This window comes from Rahnella sp. PD4 (assembly GCF_049199325.1).
Classification (GTDB): Bacteria; Pseudomonadota; Gammaproteobacteria; order Enterobacterales; family Enterobacteriaceae; genus Rahnella; species Rahnella perminowiae.
The window spans coordinates 185,589-202,409 of record NZ_JBLZQF010000004.1 but is presented as its reverse complement, the minus strand read 5'-3'; the positions used below and the strand labels follow the sequence as shown (position 1 = coordinate 202,409).

The window sequence follows — 16,821 nt, the reverse complement described above, 5'->3', positions numbered from 1 at the left end:
AATGGGTATCGACTTACCGCTGATCTGGTTTTTGATCATCATCTTCGGCGTGATGATGTATATCGTGATGGACGGCTTCGACCTGGGCATCGGTCTGCTGTTCCCGCTGGTCAAAAAAGAGCACGACCGTGACGTAATGATGAACACCGTTGCGCCGGTATGGGATGGTAACGAAACCTGGCTGGTGCTCGGCGGTGCGGCGCTTTATGGTGCATTCCCGCTGGCCTACTCGGTGATTCTGGATGCACTGACTATTCCGCTGACCCTGATGCTGTTTGGTCTGATCTTCCGTGGTGTGGCATTTGAATTTCGTTTCAAAGCCAGCCCGGCCAAACGTCACGTGTGGGATAAATCCTTTATCTGCGGATCGGTGATCGCCACCTTCTGTCAGGGCGTGGTGCTGGGTGCTGTGATCAACGGCATTCCGGTAGTGAACCGCACTTACGCTGGTGGCGCACTGGACTGGCTGACACCGTTTACGCTGTTCTGTGGTTTTGCGCTGGTGGTGGCTTATGCCCTGCTTGGCTGCACCTGGCTTATCATGAAAACCCAGGGCGAATTGCAGGAAGCGATGCACAAAATCGCCAAACCGCTGCTGGTGATATTCCTGCTGGTGACGCTGGCCGTCAGCCTGTGGACGCCGCTGACACACACTGATATCGCCACCCGCTGGTTCTCGCGCCCTAACCTTTATGGGTTCCTGCCGGTACCGGTGCTGGTGGTGCTGGTCTCGGTGTGGATGTTCCGTGCCATCAGTAAAAATGCGCATCATGCCCCCTTCCTGCTGACGCTGGCACTGGTGTTCCTGGGCTATACCGGCCTGGGGATCAGCATCTGGCCGAACATCATCCCGCCGTCCATTTCTATCTGGGAGGCCGCTTCACCGCCACAAAGTCAGGGCTTTATCCTGGTCGGCGCCCTGTTCATCATCCCGATTATTTTGGTGTACACCTTCTGGAGCTACTACGTGTTCCGCGGGAAAGTCACGCCGGATCAGGGTTATCACTGAGGAATCGCATTATGAATCTCATCAGAAAAATGGATGGCAATAACATTACTAAAGCCCCGTTTTTAAAGCGTGTCGGCTGGATGGCCGTCATCTGGGGCGGCAGCGTGCTGGCGTTATTTGTTGTGGCATCGGTGTTTCATCTGCTGATGTTTGCGGCGGGAATGAGAAGTCATTAAGTGCAGAAAGTCGGAGGGGGTTTAGCAGACGACACGGCTCTGCCTTCTCCCTTTTTATTTCTCCGGCAGCAGCCGGAAAAAACCCGGAAATGGCAGATTTCGGCAACAAAAAGCCCGCTCGGAAGCGGGCTAAAAACAACAAAACAGACTTTTGTCTCAACTTTCTTATTATCTCCCTGGTGCAGGATTTCTTATTCTTTCACCGTCTCCTCAAGCGTGAAACGCCCTAACGGATTCTGGTGGAAATCTTTGATATTTTTACGCGTCACGTTGCGATACGGGCTGTAATACAGGTCAATCCAGTTCACGTCGGCTTTCGCCATTTTCTGCAAATCGATGTACATCTGCTCACGCTTCTTCGGATCCATTTCCACCCGGGCGGCAGCCACCAGCGCTTTCACTTTGTCATTGTGATAACGCGTCATGTAATTCATGTTCGAGTCGTGGCCCAGCGTAAAGGTGGTTTTCTGATCCGGGTCGAGAATGTCGTTAGTCCAGTACATCACCGAAATGTCATAGTCTCCCGCCACTAACATGTCCCAGCTCTGGCTCGGATCCACTTTCTGCAAGTTGGCAGTGATCCCGGCTTTTGCCAGTTGCTGTTGCAGCAGTACGGCAATCTGTTCATCCACCTCATCACCGGCATTCACCAGATATTTCAGGGTCAGGTTTTTCACCCCGGCCGCCGCCAGCAGTTGTTTGGCTTTTTCCGGATCATACGGGCGTTGCAGGTTACCGGCGTAATGATACAGCGCCCCGTCAGGAATGTAGGAGTTGGCGATTTTGCCGTAACCGAACGTCACGGTATCGATAATGGCTTTTTTATCGATGGCGAAATCCAGCGCCTGACGCACTTCCACTTTGCCCAAATCCCCGTGGGAATGGTTGATTAGCAGGTGATCCTCACGGGTAGAGGTATCCAGTTCGACCGCCAGTTTCGGATCTTTTTGCAGCGATGAAATGCGTGAGAACGGGATCGACAGCGCCGCGTCAATTTCTCCGGCCTGCACTTTCAGCATGCGGGTATTGTCATCCGGCAGCGTCAGCCACTCGACACCATCGAGTTTCACTTTCGCGGCATCCCAGTAATACGGGTTTTTCACCAGTTCAACTTTCTCGCCGCGTGTCCACTCTTTCACGCTGAACGCGCCGGAACCGACCGGATGTTCCGCAAAGTCATCCGCACCCTGTTTGGTCAGCGCCTGTTGCGAAATCACCGAGGCATTCGGCAGCGCCAGCTGCGACAGAAACGCCGCCGACGGTGTTTTCAGGGTAATGATCAACGTATGAGCGTCGGGGGCTTTCAGCGTATCGATAATACTGTACGAATCCTTCCACAGCGATCCGGCATCATCACGGATACGCGTCAGGCTGAACACCGCATCGGAAGCGGTCACCGGCGTGCCATCAGAGAATTTCGCCTCACGCATTTTCAGCGTATAGGTTTTGCCGTCCGGCGAAATCGTCCAGCTTTCCGCCAGACCCGGCAGCAGTTTGGTGCCGGTGTTATCAACACGCACCAGCGGATCAAAGACATTGGAGAACACCCAGTTATCGGCGTTTTGCGCTGACCTGATCGGATCAAATGTAGTGCTGTCTTCACGACGACCAATGGTCAGCACCCCCGCCGCTTGCGCCATTTCGCTGACCAGACTCAGCGCCAGCAGCACTCCGGCGGCCACAACGTTAAAATGCTTTTGTTTCATATAACATTCCTTCAGTCATCGGATTAATTCCGTCGCTTTTGTGGTTTTCAAGAACACAGGCGAAGGCATGGTCGGCAATGTGCCGGGTTTCGGGTGCCGCACCCTGTCTGCACTCAGGCAGCGCAAAGGCACAGCGTGGATGGAAAGCGCAGCCCGCAGGCAGCGAAACCGGGCTGGGTGGTTCACCCTGTAACGGATGCTCCGGCAGCGGCCGGTCGGGGTCGATTTCAGGAATGGCCGCCACCAGCGCGGCGGTATACGGATGCCGCGGCGCGCTAAATACCGTTTGCGTCGGCCCGCTTTCGACAATACGCCCGAGGTACATCACCGCTACGCGGTCACACAGGCGGCGCACAATCGCCAGATCATGGGCGATAAACAGGATCGCCAGACCCATACTTTCACGCAGATCCATCAGCAGATTGATAATCTGCGCCTGAATCGACACATCCAGCGCCGCAACACATTCATCGGCGACGATCAGGCGCGGTTCGATAGCCAGCGCACGGGCAATACCGGCGCGCTGACATTGCCCGCCGCTCAATGCCTGCGGACGGCGTGTGGCATGTTCCGGGCTTAGCCCGACCAGGGTCAGCAGCGTATTAATCCGCGCGGGAATCTCCGCTTTCGTCACTTTCCTGTGTACCCGCAGCACCTCGCCGATACTTTCGCCAATCGTCTGGCGCGGATTGAGTGAGGAAAACGGATCCTGAAAGATCATGGCGGTTTGCCGGCGCAGACGGGCAATGTCGGGTTTCATACCTTCGGTAATCAGTTGCCCGTTAAAGCGAACCCGTCCGGCGCTGGTGTTTTCCAGCTGCAACATCGCCCGGCCAAGGGTACTTTTTCCGCTGCCTGATTCACCAACCAGCCCCAGCGTTTCGCCTGCACGGATGTGCAGTGATACGCCATTCACAGCCTGAACGTGGCGCTTTTTAAAACCAAAACCGGAAACCGGAAACGTCACGCAAAGATCTTCCACTTCGAGTAGCGGGTAAGGTTGCACAGTGAGATCAGGCAAATGATTCATTTCCCCTCCCGTGGATCAGCGGATGATGACAGGCGGTGGCGTGGCTGCCCGTTTGCATCGCGGGCTGGCTGTCCCGGCACAACGCCGTCGCCTGCGCACAGCGCGGATGAAAACGGCAACCGGACGGGAATCGTGCCGCTACCGGCGGCTGACCGGGTAACGTGATCAGCCGTCCGGCGCCACCTTCGCTGACCGGCTGGCAGTCAATCAGGCCACGGGTGTACGGATGCAGTGCCTGCGCCAGTACCGGGCGTTTTTCACCGGTTTCACACAAACGTCCGCCGTACATCACCGCAATGCGGTCACAGGTTTGTGCCACCACGCCCAGATCATGAGTGATCAGAATGATGGCGATACCCAGCCGCTCACGCAGATCGCGGAGCAGATGCAAAATCTGCATCTGTACGGTGACATCCAGCGCCGTGGTCGGTTCGTCGGCAATCAGCATTTTTGGTTCGCAGGCCAGCGCCACGGCGATCATTGCCCGCTGACGCATGCCGCCGGAAAACTCATGCGGGTAGTTATCTGCCCGTCGCTGCGGGTCCGGAATACCGACCTGACGCAGCAGTTCCACCGCCTGTCCCTGTGCCTCACGGCGGCTGGCCCCAAAATGCAGACGGCGGCTTTCAGCAATCTGCTGGCCGATGGTCATCACCGGATTCAGATGACTGGCCGGATTCTGGAAAATCATGCCAATTTCGCGCCCGCGAATGGCCGTCATGCGTTTATCGCTCAGGGTCAATAAATCGGTACCGTTCAGGCGGATTTCGCCAGTGCGGATATGCAGCCCTTCGCCCGGCAGCAGGCGCATCATGGCACGGCAACTCAGCGTTTTACCGGAACCGCTTTCGCCGACCAGTCCGAGAATATCCCCCGCATTCAGCGTCAGCGAAAGCCTGTCTACCAGCGCCACACCCTGCCGGTCTTCAATGGTCAGGCCGGAAACCTGCATTAACGTCATGGTCGCTCCCCCAGTTTGTCACCCAGTCCGTCCGCCAGCAGGCTGAAACTCATCGCCAGCACCACAATCGCCAGGCCGGGGAAGGTTGTTATCCACCACGCCGTGGTAATAAAACTCTGGCCTTCAGCGACCATCACACCCCATTCCGCGACCGGCGGCTGAACGCCGAGGCCGAGATAACTCACCGACGCGCCGCTGAGTAACACCAGCACGCAGTCGGACATTGAGAACACCAGCGAACTGGTCAGCGCATTGGGCAGCAAATGCAAAAGTAAGATACGCGGATGGCTGTAGCCCAGGCTGCGCGCGGCCAGAATAAAATCCCGGTGTTTAAGCGTCAGCACCTGGGAACGCACCAGACGGGCATACGACACCCAGCCGACCAGGGCCATCGCGATATAAAAACTGCCCAGTCCCGGCCCGAGAATGGCAATAATCGACAGCATCAGCACCAGAAAAGGAAACGCCAGCACCACGTCTATCACCCGCATGAAAAAGGTGTCCACTGCACCGCCGAGATACCCCGCAAACGCGCCGGTCAGCGTGCCGAAGATAAACGGAAAAATGACGCCAATCAGACAGATTTGCAGATCAATCCGTGCGCCCCACATCACACGGGAAAGAATGTCGCGGCCAAAGTTATCGGTGCCGAAAGGATGGGCGAACGATGGCGGTGACAGTGTCACTGATGCATCCTGCGCTATCGGGTCAAACGGCGCGATCCACGGGCTGAGCAGCGCAATCAGAACCCAGACACTGAGCATCACAATCCCCAGCCGTAACGCCTGCTGGCGCGGCAACCAGCGCAGATGAAAATATCCCATTCGCTGTGTCGCAATCTTTTCGGCCATGCTCATAGCTTCACCCTCGGATCCAGCGCCACAGTCAGTAAGTCCGCCAGCAAATTCACTGCGACCGTCGCCAGCGCAAACACCAGTACCACCCCCTGCACCACCATGTAATCGCGGCTGATAATGGCTTTCACCAGCAGTTGCCCCATGCCGGGAATGGCAAATACGCTTTCAATCACCACCGTGCTGCCAATCAGCCAGCCGATATTCACCGCCAGCAGATTGACCGTCGGCACCAGCGAGTTGGGCATCACATGTCGCCAGAAAATACGGTTTTCGTTCTGTCCCCGCGCACGGGCGGCGGTAACGTAATCATTCTGTAACTCCATCAGCAGACTGGCGCGAAGGTTACGGGTCAGTACCGCCGACAGCGCCAGCGCAACGGTCAGGCACGGCAGAAACAGATGATGAACCCGCTCACCAAAGTCGCTGCCATAGCCCGACACCGGAAACCAGCCGAGTGACAGGCTGAACAGCAAAATCATCATGATCGCCAGCCAGAACGCCGGTAATCCGAGGCCGATAGTAGAAAGTAGACGGATCACCTGATCCGCCAGCCGCCCGCGATGTCGCGCCGCCCCGGCCGCCAGCGGCACGGTGAACAGCATCGCCAGCACCACGCTGCCGAGCACCAGATACAGCGTGGGTTCAATACGCGACATGATAAGCTTCAGCGTATCCACGCGGTAAATCAGTGATTTGCCCATCTCGCCATGAAACAGATTGCGCAGAAAATAGAGATATTGCTGCCAGACCGGCAGATCCAGCCCGTACTGCAAACGGATGCGGGCAATAGCTTCCGGTGTGCTGCGCACCCCGAGCAGGATCCGCGCCGGATCGCCAGGTATGGCACGCACCATCGCGAAAGTCAGCATACTTATCCCCAGCAACACCGGCAGCAGTTGCAGCGGTCGCCATAACAAAAATCGGTAACGGTGCATGACAATCCTCTTAATGGCAGTTTCTGGTGCAGAGCGAGAGTCTTTTCCCCTGTGGCTTTACGTTAGCCGCAGCCAGACTCCCCCGGTAGTTAGCAAAAATACTAGGTTTGCACCCGCAGCGATGTGGCACCGCGATTGCATAACTTTTCTTTAACAAGTGAGGTTGAGCAAAATCGATGCCCGATCAGCCTATTTAGCCCGGAAAGAAATGATGTGGAGATAAATTCATGAAGCTCGCGGTGCAAGAGAGTGCAGTGTCTTTACGGGAAACCACCGTTGATGGTGCGTTTGATCAGCTTTTCGCCCAGACCTCGCGCCTGGGGTTTGATGCCCTGATTTACGATTACACGCCGGTACCGCGAACGCTCCAGGGCGAGCTGATCACGCCGTCGTTGTTGAGGATGTGCAATGTGCCCGGCGATATGCAGAGATTATGGCTGGAGAGCGGGTATTATCAGGTCGATCCGGTACAGCATTACGCCCTCGAAAGCTGCGCACCCTTTGTCTGGTCTTATCAGCGCCCGGACAATACTTCGCTGCAAAACCGACTCAGTGAACTCAATAAACCGGTTACCCATTACATGTGCGATAACAACATGCCGAGCGGTGCAACGGTGCCACTGCATTTACCGAACGGTGGCTTTGTGACCGTCACGGGCATTCATACCGGTGCGGGGCATGAGCTGGATATTCATGATGTACTGGCCGAACTGAGCCTGCTGGCGCTGACCTTTCAGGAGTGCGTGTTTCCCCTGTTCGACAGCAGCATTCTCACCTGCCGCCATGTGCATTTAAGCAAGCGCGAACGCGAATGTCTGACGTGGGCCGCGCAAGGGTTAACCGCCAAAGAGATTGCCCGCAAACTCAGCCGGTCAATTGCCACGGTCACGCTGCATCTTAATACCGCAACCCGTAAACTGGGTGCCAGTAACCGTGTGCAGGCGGTGGTGCGCGCGATGCATTACCGTTTGCTCGACAGCTGATCTGCCCGGTTTTCTATCTTTTTTACTAGCTGTTCAGCGCAGCCCCGATGTTTACCCTGTAAAGATTATTCACCGGCAGGGGAAACAAAATGTACAACATCACTGAAGGCTATGCATCGTTTCAGGAATACCAGACCTGGTATCGCATCTGTGGCGATTTAAACAGTGGCAAAACGCCGCTGGTCATTGCCCACGGCGGCCCCGGCTGCACCCATGATTACGTCGATGCTTTCCGCGATATCGCCGAAACCGGCCGCGCGGTGATCCATTATGATCAGATTGGTAATGGCCGCTCGACGCACCTTCCTGACAAACCGGCTGACTTCTGGCAGCCGTCATTTTTTCTGGCGGAACTGGACAATCTGCTACGCCATCTGGGTATTGAAAAGGATTACGCGCTGCTCGGTCAGTCCTGGGGCGGCATGCTCGGTGCTGAACACGCTGTTACCCAACCCCCGGGCCTGAAAGCGCTGGTCATTGCCAACTCTCCGGCCTCAATGGCACTCTGGCTGCAGGCCGCCGCCCGCCTGCGCAGCGAACTGCCGCCGGACGTTCAGGAAACCTTACTGGCACATGAAGCCGCCGGAACCCTCGACAGCGCGGAATACAAAGCCGCGTCGCAGGTGTTTTATGCCCGTCATGTCTGCCGCCTCGATCCGTGGCCGGAGGAAGTAAAACGCACTTTTGCGGCAATGGACCAGGATCCGACCGTGTATCTCGCCATGAACGGCCCGACCGAATTCCACGTTATCGGCAGCATGAAAAACTGGACGGTGATCGACCGTCTGCCCGCCATTAATGTGCCGGTATTGCTAATTTCCGGTCGCTACGACGAAGCGGCCCCCGAAGTGGTGCAACCGTTCGCGGATTTCATCAAAGACGCCGAATGGGTGATTTTCGAAAATTCGAGCCACATGCCACACGTCGAGGAACGTGAAGCCTGTATGAAATGCGTGGAAGGATTTTTGGCGAGCCACGGCTCACTCTGATAACGCTTAAAGGCTGCGTCGACATTATGCCGAAGCAGCCTGAAAGGGAGTTATTCGCAGATTGATTAACGGCTGGCACCGGGCGATTGCCCGGAAATGCGCTTATAAGCCCGGCTAAAAGCGGCCTGTGAGGTATAACCCAGACGAAATGCGACGGTCTCGATAGGGATCTTGCTGTCTGCGAGCCACTGCGTGGCGAGTTGCATCCGCAGTTCTGTCACGTAACGCAACGGCGATACGCCAATCATGGTTTGAAAACGCGCGGCGAAAACCGAGCGCGAGATGTGCGACTCTGCCGCCAGCTCCGCCACTGTCCAGTTCCTGCCCGGCTGCCGGTGCAGCGCCAGAATTGCCTTTGCCAGCCGTGGCTCCCGCAATGCAGCGGCAATGCCCGAGGCATTTTCACATCCGCATTCAACCCACCCCCGGACAATCATTGCCGCGGCAACTTCCGCAAGCCGGGCCAGAATGCCTGCAAAGCCGATGCGGCCGGAGCATATTTCACGTTTCATTGCGTCAATTACCGGCAACAGTCCGGGATAACGTTCGCCTTTGGCATCCGCCACCATCGTATCCGGCATCAGTTTGCCCAGACTTTGCATTCCGCCCAGATCAAACTCCATGCAGCCATAAAAAAGAATCGCGCCCGGTATCGTGTCCGTACTCGGGCAGGTATCCACACCACTCACCGCTTCTCCCAGGGGCGCGACATCGAAGTCGTCAATATCCTGAGCGGTATTGTCTGGTTCAGAAAGAAGCTGATGTGCCATTCCATGCGGCAGAAAAACGACATCCCCGGCAGACAAGGGGTGAAGCACGCCATCCCCGGTATTAAGGACAGCAGAACCGACGGCAAGATAGTGAAAATAAGCATGGCCGGGCCTCGGTTTGAAAGCCATGCCAAACTCAGGGCCGGTCTGGATGCGACGATATTGCACACCGCGCAGACGCATGCCTGTCAGGAGTTCACTGATCAGGTCAGAAGAAAGGGCAAAGGGATCGTGCTGTGTCATTTCAGGAGTAATAGTCAAAAAACAAGGATTACGAATCATAGATCATCTCAACCATCCTGCCTAGAATTTGCGCTACGTTAATTTTCAGGAATGTTTGAAATGAATCATAAAACGCAGGGCTCAGCGCCCGCGATCCAACGAGATGTGCAACAGGCTCCGCCGGCGTGGATGGCCGTCTTCTCCCTCACCATGGGCGTGTTCGGCTTGCTCACGGCGGAATACCTGCCAGCCAGCCTGTTAACGCCCATGGCCTCAGATCTGCAGGTGACGGAAGCCTTAGCGGGTCAGGCGGTGACGGTCACCGCTGTTATCGCGCTGTTTGCCGGGCTGCTGGTTCCGGGTCTGACGCGTAAGCTTGACCGCAGAACCGTCCTGTTAAGTTTTACCGTGCTGATGATCGCCTCAAACCTGCTGGTCGCCCTTTCCTCAAGCCTTGTCGTGTTGCTGGTGATGCGGATCCTTCTTGGCGTCGCGCTGGGCGGATTCTGGAGTATGGCCGCAGCGGTGGCGATGCGGCTGGTTCCAGAGAAATTCGTGCCGAGAGCCCTGTCGGTTATCTTCAGTGGCATCGCCGTAGGAACCGTCGTTTCGGTGCCGCTGGGAAGTTTTCTTGGTGAGCTCTATGGCTGGCGCAGCGCGTTTATTGCCGCGGCTCTGGTGGGAGGGGTCACGCTTGCTTTTCAGTGGTTCACATTACCGCGCATGGCTCCCCGTCAGGTTACGCATACAGAATCAGTCTTAACCTTACTGCGCCGTCCCGGCATTGCAACGGGGATGTTTGGTTGCGTGCTGGCACATACCGGTCAGTATGCCCTGTTTACGTATATTCGCCCTTCTCTGGAAAGCGTGAGTCATATTGATGCGGGCGGACTGGCCCTGCTCTTGCTCGGATTCGGTGTGGCCAATTTTGCAGGTACATTGCTGGCTGGCTGGGTGATGACTTACAGCCTTCGTCTGACGCTCATTGTAATGCCTTGCCTGGTCGGCATCGCGGCATTGGGAATGATATTACTGCCCGTTCAGATAACCGGGCTCACTCTGCTGGTTTTGCTCTGGGGGCTGGCATTCGGCGGTGTGCCCGTCGCCTGGTCAAACTGGGTAACCCGCTCGGTGCCCGATCAGGCTGAGAGCGCAGGAGGCATGGTGGTGGCTGCCGTGCAATCTTCTATCGCGGCCGGTGCGGCACTGGGAGGTGTCATGTTCGGACTGGGGGGGATCTCCGGGGTATTTATTACCGCGGGTATTGTGATGTTAAGTGCCGCGCTGATCATTGCCTTGTGCGTCAGGGTCGGTCTGTCCGGAGACGGTGCAGAAAGCGCGTCCCTCCAGCACGGATAGCGTCAGGAAATACGCTGACAATCTTTCAGTAAATTCCTAAAAATAACTAAAATTAATTCCACACAAACATTGTTGCTATCGTGTTCAAATACTCAATTTATCATCATGTTAAAACTGTTTCCGGCTTATTTCCGTGAACAGGTCAGGGCTATAACAGTTATATTAAAATTGAGTCTGCGTTTTAGAGGTACGTTTTATTCCCGGCGTAGGCAAAACAAACGGATAAGACATAAAAACTTATTAATCAATAGACTATATTGTGGTAGCAACAATGTTTTCAATTTTCATACAATGTAGCCGGGAAATAAAATCATTTTGAACCCGTGAACAACCATGATAACAAACCATTGAATTATAAATATAAAAAATAAAATCACCTGAACTGTTATAGTACTTTTTCACGAAACTGTATCTACTTCTAAAAATAATCTCAGTGCACAATCGTTTCGACTAAAATCCGTATAAATCGCAAGTATACAATTTATGTTACGTTTAATTAACTTGTCCCATTTTCTCTATAGGGGATGTAAGCAATGTTTGGATTAGATGCTTTTCACCTGGCAAGAATACAATTCGCTTTCACCGTTTCTTTTCACATCATATTTCCTGCCATTACGATCGGGCTGGCAAGTTTTCTGGCTGTGCTTGAAGGAATGTGGCTGAAAACTGGCCATCGCAGTTATCGGGATCTCTATCATTTCTGGTCCAAAATTTTTGCTGTTAACTTTGGTATGGGCGTTGTGTCAGGGCTGGTCATGGCGTACCAGTTCGGCACTAACTGGAGCGGGTTCTCGCAATTTGCCGGCAGTATCACCGGCCCTTTACTGACTTATGAAGTACTCACCGCCTTCTTCCTGGAAGCGGGTTTTCTGGGCGTGATGTTGTTTGGCTGGAACCGGGTCGGACCGGGCCTGCATTTCTTTGCTACCTGCATGGTGGCGCTGGGCACCCTTATCTCTACCTTTTGGATCCTGGCGTCGAACAGCTGGATGCATACCCCGCAAGGCTATGAAATTCTGAATGGCGTCGTAGTGCCAACGGACTGGTTTAAAATCATTTTTAATCCGTCATTTCCTTATCGCCTGTTCCATATGTCCATCGCGGCATTCCTCGCCAGTGCGTTCTTTGTCGGCGCCTCGGGTGCCTGGCACCTGCTTCGCGGCAACGATACACCAGCGGTTCGGAAAATGTTTTCCATGGCGTTGTGGATGGCGTTGTTCGTCGCCCCCATTCAGGCAATGGTCGGCGATGCCCACGGCCTGAATACTCTGGAACATCAACCCGCGAAAATTGCAGCAATCGAAGGCCACTGGGAAAACCGGCCCGGAGAGTCCACGCCGTTAATTCTGTTCGGCATGCCGGATATGCAACAGGAACGGACGAAATATGCGCTTGAGGTCCCCTATCTGGGCAGCCTGATCCTCACGCATAGTTTGGAGAAACAAGTGCCCGCGCTGAAAAGTTTCCCGAAAGAAGATCGCCCTTTCTCACCGGTCATTTTCTGGTCTTTCCGGGTGATGGTGGCTCTCGGTCTGCTGATGATCACAGCCGGTGTGCTGGGTGCCTGGCTGCGTTATAAAAAGAGGCTTTATCAGTCCCGTCCGTTCCTTTGGTTTACCTTGCTGATGGGGCCTTCCGGTCTGATTGCCCTGCTGGCAGGCTGGTTTACCACTGAAATTGGCCGACAGCCATGGGTCGTTTATGGCGTTCAGCGCACCCGTGATGCTGTCTCCGCACACGGTGAAATGCACATGAGCCTCAGCCTGTTAGCTTTCCTGCTGGTTTATTCATCGGTCTTTGGTATCGGATACGTCTATCTTATGCGCCTGATTAAGAAAGGGCCGGTGACCGGTGAAGGCGATGAGGTTTCGCACGGCGGACCCGGTAAGAAAAGCACACCCGCACGTCCGCTGTCTGCTGCACATGAAGGGTTGAACACCGCCGGGGGAAATAAAAACCATGATTGATTATACTGTTATATGGTTTGCCATTATCGTATTTGCGAACCTGATGTACATCGTGATGGATGGCTTTGATCTGGGTATTGGCATTTTATTCCCGTTCAATAAAGACAAAACCGAACGCGACATGATGGTAAACACCGTTGCGCCGGTCTGGGACGGTAATGAAACCTGGCTGGTACTGGGCGGTGCAGCCTTATACGGGGCCTTCCCGCTGGCCTATTCGGTTATCGCCGATGCACTTTCCGTCCCGTTAACCCTGATGCTTTTCGGTCTGATATTCCGCGGTGTGGCGTTTGAATTTCGTTTCAAAGCCACGGAGAAGCATCGTCCGTTCTGGGATAAATCGTTTATTGCAGGCTCGATCGTGGCAACCTTCAGTCAGGGGGTAGCCGTCGGCACCGTGCTCAATGGTTTTGAGGTCACGGGCAGGACGTTTACCGGCCCGGCATTAAGCTGGCTGGCTCCCTTCCCCCTTTTCTGTGGCGTTGGCCTGGTGGTCGCCTACGCGCTGCTCGGCTGTACCTGGCTTATCATGAAAACCGAAAATTCCCTGCATCAGAAAATGTGCAAACTCGCCAGACCCCTGGTCATCACCTTGCTGGCGATCATAGGTATTATCAGTATCTGGACACCGCTGACGCATGCCGATATCGCGCATCGCTGGTTCAGCATGCCAAATCTGATCGCATTTCTGCCTGTACCCATCCTGGTCTTAGCCTGTACCTGGGGAATTTTGCGGGCGATAAAAAGTCACGCGCACTATATGCCGTTCCTGCTGACTCTCGCGCTTGTTTTCCTCGGATTTTCGGGGCTCGGGATCAGTATCTGGCCGAATATTATTCCTCCGTCCATCTCAATTTGGGATGCAGCGTCGTCTCCAAAAAGTCTGGCATTTATGCTGGTTGGCGCGATGGTCATTATTCCCGTTATCCTGATTTATACCTTCTGGAGTTATTACGTGTTCCGCGGGAAAATCAAGGAAAACGAGGGTTATCATTGATCTGAATATTACCGGGCGGCGTGACGGCATTATTTTCGCCCGGTTTTCACAGGAGGTTCCTGATGCAGGATCAGACAATCAATAGGAAGCAGCCATTCTGGAAGCGCGTCGTCTGGCTGATAATCATTTATACGTTAAGTGTATTATCGCTGGCTGTGGTGGCATTCTTATTCAGAATGATGATGACAGCCGCCGGAATGAAATCGCATTAAAAATAAGTGATGACATGCAGCGGCTTTTCTTACCCTTGCCCAAAAATCTTAATCACCGCATCCAGATGTTCCTTCATCGCCTTCCTGGCGGCGCGACTGTCTCTGGCCTCCAGCGCCGTCAGGATCTCAAGGTGTTCAATCTCAGAACGGTGCGGCATGTCCTGCGGGGTGTAATGTAATTGCAGGCTACGGAACATGGTGCCATAACGGTGGCCAAGCAGGTGGGCGATGATAAATGCATAGGCCGGATTACCGCTGGCCTGAGCGATGCGGATATGAAATAAACGGTCGCCGGGATGCGTTGCTGAACCATGACGGTTATCGCGACAATTCTGCTCATATGCCTGCCTGATCGCCGCCAGTTCCTCGTCAGTTGCGTTTCTTGCCGCCAGTGCGGCCGTTTCAGGTTCTATCAGACGGCGGGTTTGCAACAGCGAAAAAGGGGGCAATTCAGCAGTAAAATCCAGCGCGATATTCAGCTCATCATCCACGTCCGCCCACTGGTTGCGTCCCGCCTGAGACATCACCGGCTCCAGCGAGGGCGTAGCCGCAACGACAGGCGGCTGACGGACAATTACGCCGTTTCCCACCCGCACATCCACCAGCCCGATCACTTCCAGCGCAATCAGGGCTTCACGCACCGAGGCGCGGCTCACCTGTAACTGACTCGCCAGTTCACGTTCAGCCGGAAGACGACTGCCGGGTGGAAATTCTTTATTATCAATCAATGTTTTTAGCTGGTCAGCTATCTGCCTGTATATTCTGGGATTTTCTAACTTTTTTATCGGCATCGCACACCTGAGGTCAATTCTCATTAAGTGATTCAGCTAGCATTTTTCGGACAAAAATCTTGCTGATTTGTTTTATGCATGTAAAAAATTGGTTAACGGGAATGGCGTTTTAAGCAGAAGCTTGCCGGACATCTTAGCAAAAAGCACTGCTTTTAACGCGTTTTTTTCACCTTCAATGGCCTGACCATTAGACCTATAAAGCAATATTTGATGGGGAATTGTTATGAACCTGGCAGGGAAAAAAGTTCTGATCACCGCCGCCGGACAAGGTATTGGCTTCAACACCGCCACGCTTTTTGCCCTGGAGGGTGCCGAGGTAATTGCCACCGACATCAATATCGGTGCGTTACAGGATATTCCGAGGATTACCCCGCGCTTACTTGATGTGACAGACCCGCGGGCGATTGCTGCTTTGGCAGAAGAAACCGGCCCGCTCGATGTGCTGTTCAACTGCGCCGGGGTGGTCCACAGCGGCGATATCCTCGCCTGTACAGAAAACGAATGGCAGTTTGCGCTCGATCTCAATGTCACTGCGATGTTTCACATGATCCGCGCTTTTCTGCCCGCCATGCTTGAGCGCGGCAGCGGTTCAGTGATCAACATGTCATCCGTTGCCTCGAGCATCAAAGGTGTGCCGAACCGCTTTGCATACAGCGCCTCAAAAGCGGCTGTGATTGGCCTGACCCGCTCTGTTGCTGCGGATTACGTCACCCGAGGCATTCGCTGTAACGCGATTTGTCCGGGCACGGTGGAATCTCCGTCCCTGCGCCAGCGTATTGCCGCACAGGCGCAGGCCGAAGGCCGCAGCGAAGCTGAGGTGTACGCCGCGTTCGTTGCCCGCCAGCCGATCGGGCGCATCGGTAAAACCGAAGAAATCGCCCGGCTGGCACTGTATCTGGCCTCCGACGCCAGTTCTTATACCACCGGCACGGTGCAAATTATTGACGGCGGCTGGAGCAACTGAGTCGACCGCGGCTAACAACATCTGACTTTCACAGAAGGATACTGACACATGAAATTATTACGTTACGGCAATCCGGGTTCTGAGCGCCCGGGCCTGGTGGATGACAACGGCCAGTTACGCGATCTCAGCGCACATATCGCCGATATCCGTGGCGAATTTTTACAGCCCGAAACGCTGGATAAGCTGCGCCAGCTCGATCCGCACAGCCTGCCACGGGTCAGCGGCGAACCCCGTCTGGGTGCCTGTGTGGGTAGTGTGGGGAAATTCATCTGTATCGGGCTGAACTACGCCGATCATGCGGCCGAAACCGGCGCAGAAATCCCGCAAGAACCGGTAGTTTTTAGCAAATGGACCAGTGCGATTGTCGGACCAAACGATGACGTAGAGATCCCCCGGGATTCGGTTAAAACCGACTGGGAAGTAGAGCTTGGTGTCGTGATCGGCACCGGCGGGCGCTATATCAGCGAAACCGATGCGATGTCACACATCGCCGGTTACTGCGTGATCAACGATGTATCTGAGCGCGAATTTCAGATTGAACGCGGCGGTACCTGGGACAAAGGCAAAGGCTGCGACACCTTTGGTCCGACCGGCCCGTGGCTGGTGACGGCGGATGAAATTCCTGACCCGCACCAGCTGAATTTGTGGCTGGAAGTGGACGGCAAACGCTATCAGAACGGCAATACGCGCACCATGATTTTCCGCATCCCCGAAATCATCAGTTATCTCAGCCGTTTCATGAGCCTGCAACCCGGCGACATCATTTCTACCGGCACACCGCCGGGGGTCGGACTGGGGCAAAAACCACCGGTATACCTGAAAGCCGGTCAGGTCATGCGGCTTGGCATTGAAGGTTTGGGTGAACAGCGTCAGAAGACAGTGCAGGCATAGCC

17 protein-coding genes are annotated in these 16,821 nt (G+C 54.7%); 10 read left to right on the top strand and 7 right to left on the bottom strand.

Translation table 11 applies throughout. From position 1 onward, the window contains the following. Position 1: 1 nt before the first annotated feature. Together cydB (ACOZIO_RS12750) and ACOZIO_RS12745 are read left to right on the top strand one after the other, a co-directional pair. Positions 2–1,009, top strand: a complete 1,008-nt coding sequence (gene cydB / locus ACOZIO_RS12750; RefSeq protein WP_421595346.1) for a cytochrome d ubiquinol oxidase subunit II — start codon at positions 2–4, stop codon at positions 1,007–1,009. Positions 1,010–1,020: 11 nt separating this feature from the next. After that, positions 1,021–1,185: a DUF2474 domain-containing protein gene (locus ACOZIO_RS12745; RefSeq protein ID WP_129953501.1), complete on the top strand. Its 165-nt coding sequence runs from the start codon at positions 1,021–1,023 to the stop codon at positions 1,183–1,185. A 191-nt stretch (positions 1,186–1,376) separates the two neighbouring features. On the opposite strand, the gene ACOZIO_RS12740 is transcribed toward ACOZIO_RS12745, so the two are convergent. The 5 genes from ACOZIO_RS12740 to ACOZIO_RS12720 are packed head-to-tail and all read right to left on the bottom strand — an operon-like array spanning position 1,377 to position 6,674. Then, positions 1,377–2,891, bottom strand: a complete 1,515-nt coding sequence (locus ACOZIO_RS12740) for an ABC transporter substrate-binding protein (protein ID WP_129953500.1) — start codon at positions 2,889–2,891, stop codon at positions 1,377–1,379. Beyond that, a complete protein-coding gene (locus ACOZIO_RS12735) occupies positions 2,872–3,921 on the bottom strand; it encodes an ABC transporter ATP-binding protein (RefSeq protein WP_129953499.1) in 1,050 nt (349 codons plus the stop codon). Before ACOZIO_RS12735 ends, ACOZIO_RS12740 begins: the two co-directional genes overlap by 20 nt. Continuing rightward, the gene (locus ACOZIO_RS12730) at positions 3,905–4,882 is read right to left on the bottom strand and encodes an ABC transporter ATP-binding protein (RefSeq protein WP_421595345.1); all 978 of its coding nucleotides are present in this window, start codon (positions 4,880–4,882) and stop codon (positions 3,905–3,907) included. Before ACOZIO_RS12730 ends, ACOZIO_RS12735 begins: the two co-directional genes overlap by 17 nt. Continuing rightward, on the bottom strand, positions 4,879–5,739 hold the full coding sequence (locus ACOZIO_RS12725; RefSeq protein ID WP_421595344.1) for an ABC transporter permease: 861 nt from the start codon (positions 5,737–5,739) through the stop codon (positions 4,879–4,881). The genes ACOZIO_RS12730 and ACOZIO_RS12725 overlap by 4 nt, the downstream gene beginning before the upstream one ends. Further along, positions 5,736–6,674 (bottom strand): ABC transporter permease, encoded by a 939-nt coding sequence (locus ACOZIO_RS12720; RefSeq protein ID WP_129953496.1) that lies wholly within the window; start codon positions 6,672–6,674, stop codon positions 5,736–5,738. The genes ACOZIO_RS12725 and ACOZIO_RS12720 overlap by 4 nt, the downstream gene beginning before the upstream one ends. A gap of 227 nt (positions 6,675–6,901) precedes the next feature. On the opposite strand from ACOZIO_RS12720, the gene ACOZIO_RS12715 reads away from it, so the two are divergent. Next, the gene (locus tag ACOZIO_RS12715) at positions 6,902–7,657 is read left to right on the top strand and encodes a LuxR family transcriptional regulator (protein ID WP_129953495.1); all 756 of its coding nucleotides are present in this window, start codon (positions 6,902–6,904) and stop codon (positions 7,655–7,657) included. Positions 7,658–7,746: 89 nt separating this feature from the next. Beyond that, positions 7,747–8,646 carry a proline iminopeptidase-family hydrolase gene (locus tag ACOZIO_RS12710; RefSeq protein ID WP_129953494.1) on the top strand — a complete coding sequence of 300 codons (900 nt, stop codon included), beginning with the start codon at positions 7,747–7,749 and terminating at the stop codon, positions 8,644–8,646. A 65-nt stretch (positions 8,647–8,711) separates the two neighbouring features. Here ACOZIO_RS12710 and ACOZIO_RS12705 read toward each other — a convergent pair whose 3' ends face one another. Continuing rightward, positions 8,712–9,698, bottom strand: a complete 987-nt coding sequence (locus ACOZIO_RS12705) for an AraC family transcriptional regulator (RefSeq protein WP_421595343.1) — start codon at positions 9,696–9,698, stop codon at positions 8,712–8,714. A 60-nt stretch (positions 9,699–9,758) separates the two neighbouring features. Here ACOZIO_RS12705 and ACOZIO_RS12700 point away from each other — a divergent pair, with 60 nt between their 5' ends. The 4 genes from ACOZIO_RS12700 to ACOZIO_RS12685 all read left to right on the top strand — a co-directional run bounded on the left by ACOZIO_RS12700 (position 9,759) and on the right by ACOZIO_RS12685 (position 14,173). Continuing rightward, positions 9,759–10,997, top strand: a complete 1,239-nt coding sequence (locus ACOZIO_RS12700) for an MFS transporter (RefSeq protein WP_217138942.1) — start codon at positions 9,759–9,761, stop codon at positions 10,995–10,997. 533 nt (positions 10,998–11,530) lie between these two features. Next, positions 11,531–12,964 carry a cytochrome ubiquinol oxidase subunit I gene (locus tag ACOZIO_RS12695; protein ID WP_421595342.1) on the top strand — a complete coding sequence of 478 codons (1,434 nt, stop codon included), beginning with the start codon at positions 11,531–11,533 and terminating at the stop codon, positions 12,962–12,964. After that, complete coding sequence (gene cydB, locus ACOZIO_RS12690; protein ID WP_421595341.1) at positions 12,957–13,961, top strand: cytochrome d ubiquinol oxidase subunit II; 1,005 nt, start codon at positions 12,957–12,959, stop codon at positions 13,959–13,961. The genes ACOZIO_RS12695 and cydB (ACOZIO_RS12690) overlap by 8 nt, the downstream gene beginning before the upstream one ends. Positions 13,962–14,023: 62 nt before the next feature. Next, positions 14,024–14,173: a DUF2474 domain-containing protein gene (locus ACOZIO_RS12685; protein ID WP_129953489.1), complete on the top strand. Its 150-nt coding sequence runs from the start codon at positions 14,024–14,026 to the stop codon at positions 14,171–14,173. 29 nt (positions 14,174–14,202) lie between these two features. Here the strand turns inward: ACOZIO_RS12685 and ACOZIO_RS12680 are convergent, their stop codons facing one another. Then, positions 14,203–14,964 carry a FadR/GntR family transcriptional regulator gene (locus tag ACOZIO_RS12680; protein ID WP_129991049.1) on the bottom strand — a complete coding sequence of 254 codons (762 nt, stop codon included), beginning with the start codon at positions 14,962–14,964 and terminating at the stop codon, positions 14,203–14,205. A gap of 223 nt (positions 14,965–15,187) precedes the next feature. Here ACOZIO_RS12680 and ACOZIO_RS12675 point away from each other — a divergent pair, with 223 nt between their 5' ends. Continuing rightward, positions 15,188–15,928 carry an SDR family oxidoreductase gene (locus ACOZIO_RS12675; RefSeq protein WP_421595340.1) on the top strand — a complete coding sequence of 247 codons (741 nt, stop codon included), beginning with the start codon at positions 15,188–15,190 and terminating at the stop codon, positions 15,926–15,928. A 48-nt stretch (positions 15,929–15,976) separates the two neighbouring features. Beyond that, a complete protein-coding gene (locus ACOZIO_RS12670; RefSeq protein WP_129953486.1) occupies positions 15,977–16,819 on the top strand; it encodes a fumarylacetoacetate hydrolase family protein in 843 nt (280 codons plus the stop codon). Positions 16,820–16,821: the final 2 nt, after the last annotated feature.